The organism is Pseudoalteromonas sp. SWYJ118, assembly GCF_015864505.1.
GTDB lineage: Bacteria > Pseudomonadota > Gammaproteobacteria > Enterobacterales > Alteromonadaceae > Pseudoalteromonas > Pseudoalteromonas arctica.
In genome coordinates this window covers 1-3,767 of the sequence record NZ_JADYXC010000053.1, presented here as the reverse complement: position 1 = coordinate 3,767, position 3,767 = coordinate 1, and the positions used below count along the sequence as shown (strand labels likewise).

At 38.7% G+C, this 3,767-nt stretch carries 3 protein-coding genes and 1 pseudogene; 3 read left to right on the top strand and 1 reads right to left on the bottom strand.

Features of this window, described 5'->3' with window-relative positions:
- The first annotated feature begins 671 nt into the window (after nt 1-671).
- The 3 genes from I6F48_RS21065 to I6F48_RS21055 all read left to right on the top strand — a co-directional run bounded on the left by I6F48_RS21065 (nt 672) and on the right by I6F48_RS21055 (nt 3,176).
- Nucleotides 672-1,664 (top strand): hydrolase, encoded by a 993-nt coding sequence (locus I6F48_RS21065; RefSeq protein ID WP_165741905.1) that lies wholly within the window; start codon nt 672-674, stop codon nt 1,662-1,664.
- Nucleotides 1,661-1,915, top strand: coding sequence for a YheU family protein (locus I6F48_RS21060; protein WP_007582257.1), 255 nt, complete (start codon nt 1,661-1,663; stop codon nt 1,913-1,915). Before I6F48_RS21065 ends, I6F48_RS21060 begins: the two co-directional genes overlap by 4 nt.
- Nucleotides 1,916-1,979: 64 nt before the next feature.
- Nucleotides 1,980-3,176 carry a dipeptidase gene (locus tag I6F48_RS21055; protein WP_165729563.1) on the top strand — a complete coding sequence of 399 codons (1,197 nt, stop codon included), beginning with the start codon at nt 1,980-1,982 and terminating at the stop codon, nt 3,174-3,176.
- A 427-nt stretch (nt 3,177-3,603) separates the two neighbouring features.
- On the opposite strand, the pseudogene I6F48_RS21050 reads toward I6F48_RS21055, so the two are convergent.
- Nucleotides 3,604-3,767 (bottom strand): annotated as a pseudogene (locus I6F48_RS21050) (elongation factor Tu); the annotation flags it as partial.

The following is a 3,767-nucleotide window of genomic DNA, read 5'->3' as shown; positions in this document are numbered from 1 at the left end:
CATCACATTGAGATAATGCTTTTTCAACAGCTTGAACTTTAAATTCTTGTGTAAATCGACGTCTCATTTTATCTGCCTCTATTAAAAGTTAGAGGCGACAACTATCCTGACACAGGGGGTTTACTTCTCATTCTTTTCTCTTTGTGCAAAAAATCTTTAAGTGGTTTACTCAAAAAAGTTAAAAGCGCTACGCTTTAGGGGAAGTGAAAAAACATGGATTACAATCAGCTCACTATTTCAAGCGAAAAACTCTCTTAGCTCTCAGTGGTATAACTTAGTAGCCTTTAAAGCATGATCTAAATCAACTTAGCTTCACCCCTATATCTGCTTATGTAAATAACTTGATCTCGATCACGTTGCGACCTGCAAACACCGCCTATGATTAATCCATCAACAACGAGGGGAACAAATCATGAGCGTATTCTTTAGAGATTTTTTTACAGATCCAGTTTTATTTATGTCTTTTGGATTTTTAACTATCGTTGTTTCTTTATGTATCTTTTTTGCTTTTTTCTTTCTGAAAAAAATACATGATGCAGAAATTCCTGACCAAAATTAAGCACGACGCACTAAAGCGCCTTATTAGTTTACTAGTTAGACGCTTTTTATTTTCTGAAGCGAAAAATTTGGTACACTAGCTTTTCGTTTAATACAAAGTGCGTAGTACAAACATGATCTCTCAGTTCAAACCAGCATGGTGGATGACCAATCGTCACGTTCAGACCATAATGCCGCGTTTTTTCCGCCCATTTCACCACACTCGCTACGAACTTGAGCAACTTGATACACCTGATGGTGACTTTATTGAGCTCGCATGGTCACTTCCACATAACGAAACCGCTCCACTTGCCGTTGTTTTACATGGCCTTGAAGGCAATATAAATAGCTTTTATGCCAAAGGCATGATGAAGGCGTTAAAAAAGCAAGGTTATGCAGTTGTGCTTATGCACTTTAGAAATTGCTCAACTGAAGTAAATCGCCTGCCACGTGCTTATCACAGCGGTGACACCGCCGATTTAGCCTTTTTTATAAATCACTTAAAGCTGCAATTTCCTGAGCGCACTATGGTCGCTGTAGGTTTTTCGTTAGGCGGTAACGTACTGGCCAAATACTTAGGTGAACAATCACAAGCATGCCCACTAAGTGCTGCAGCGGTGGTATCTGCTCCTTATGATTTGTCGTCATCAAGCGATGTTATTCGTAAAAGCTTAGGTAAAATTTACCAAAAATATCTGCTCGATCGCATGAAAAAATCAATGCAGCGAAAGCTGCCACAAATTAAGCAGCAAATTCCTATAACTACCGATCAATTAATGAATATTGATGATTTATTAGAGTTTGATAACCAACTTACAGCACCGTTACACGGCTTTGAAAATGCCCACGATTACTATCGTAAAGCCAGTGCCATGCCGTACTTAAAAGATATTGCTATACCCACACTTATTATTCATGCCAAAGACGACCCAATGCTCTCAATTAAGGCCGTACCGAGTAGGCAAGATGTGAGTGAGCATGTTACGCTGCGCATCTCTGACAAAGGCGGACACGTTGGTTTTATTAGCGGTAAAAATCCGTTTAAGCCTATATTTTGGTTAGAGAAAGCCGTGCCATGCTATTTTGGGCAACATGTTTTAGGCAACGCAAACAAAGAGCAATTATGATTATCCCTTTTGAACAACTCGATAAAGATACACTGTACAACCTAATAGAAAGCTATGTACTGCGCGAAGGCACCGATTATGGCGAAGTAGAAGCAAGCATCGAATCTAAAGTTAACCAAGTTAAGCTACAGCTTAAAAATGGCGAAGCAATGGTGTTTTTCTCAGAATTACATGAGTCAGTTACTATTATTTCTAAGGGCGAATTTAAAGCGCTGCAAAGTGAAGAGCATCAAGCAGAGGCGTTTGATTAAGGTGTAGTACTTGTAACTTTTGAATTGAACGTACACAATGGCTTTTTACCCAAAGAGCCAAAACATGATAAAACTCAGCACTCTAGTGGTAGCCGTATCACTAGCATTAACTAGTCAAGTCCATGCAGAACAAACAATAACAGCATCCGACAAAGCAATTAAACTCGCTAAAGACACCATTTTAATTGATACCCATATCGACGTACCTTATCGAATTCACGAAAGCTGGGTTGATGTAACTAAAGCGACAACTGATGGCGATTTTGACTACCCTCGCGCTGTAAAAGGCGGTTTAAACGCACCGTTTATGTCGATTTATATTCCTGCGCATTTGGAATTTGAAGGTAAAGGAAAAAGCTACCAACTAGCCAATCAAATGATTGATAGTATGGAAGCTATAGCCCAGCGCGCACCCGATAAGTTTGCTATTGCCAGCTCAAGCACTGATATAGAAGAGCAGTTTAAGCAAGGTAAGCTGTCTATTGCAATGGGTATGGAAAATGGATCTCCTATCGAAGGAGATATGAAAAACCTTCAGCACTTTTACGACCGCGGTATTCGCTACATCACGCTAGCGCACTCGCAAAGCAACCATATTTCAGATTCGTCTTATGATATTCGCCGCAAATGGAAAGGTTTAAGCCCATTTGGTAAAAAGCTAATTACTGAAATGAATAATATTGGTATGTTAATCGACGTTTCTCATATTTCTGATGATGCGTTTTATCAGGTTATGGATCTCTCTAAAACACCCGTAATTGCCTCTCATTCATCACTTCGTAAATATACTCCTGGCTTTGAGCGTAATATGAATGACGATATGTTATTAGCACTTAAAGAAAATGGCGGTGTTATTCAAATCAACTTTGGCTCAAGTTTTGTTACCGCTAAAGCAGGCAGTTGGGGCAAGCAGTTAAAAAGCACAAAAGAGTCGGTTAAAAAAGACGGGACTAAATTAAGCAAAGATTTTGATGCTGCCTACCGTGCTAAAAACCCTTACCCATTTGCAAGCCTTGAGCAAGTACTTGATCATATTGATCACGTAGTTGAGCTAATTGGTATTGATTATGTAGGTATTGGCTCTGATTATGATGGAGTAGGCGATTCATTACCTATCGGTTTAAAAGATGTATCTAGCTACCCTAACCTTGTTCAAGGTTTAATGGATAGAGATTACAGCGATGCTGATATTAAAAAAATTCTTAGCGGTAATTTATTAAGAGTTTTAAAGCAAGCTGAAGAATATGCGAAGAAAAATTAAAGCTTTTTAGCGTATATTAGTTATTGGCTAAAATACCAAAAGCTAATTCAATATAAGCGCGGCCTAGCCGTGCTTTTTATTGGTACCAATTTTATTAAAAGCATGATCATTTTAACGTATTAAATAGTCCATTAACTGCGTAGTTATTTTCAGCAATCTTTTTCCTCGGGTTTCGTAAAACTCAATCCAAGCTACGGCAATAAAGTTATAACGAAAAGCCAATCACTTTTCTTCAAGCATTAAAAAAGGCCACCTGAGTGACCTTTTTCTAACAATTAACTTTAAAGTTAATTATTACGCTACGATAGTTGCTACAAAGCACCTACGCCTAAGGTAAGAGCGCCACCTTCATATGACACTTTTCTTCAGGCATTAAAAAAGGCCACCTGAGTGACCTTTTTCTAACAATTAACTTTAAAGTTAATTATTACGCTACGATAGTTGCTACAACACCAGCACCTACAGTACGGCCACCTTCACGGATAGCAAAACGAAGACCTTCATCCATCGCGATTGGTGCGATTAGAGTTACTGTCATCTTGATGTTATCACCAGGCATTACCATTTCTACGCCATCTGGTAACTGTACGT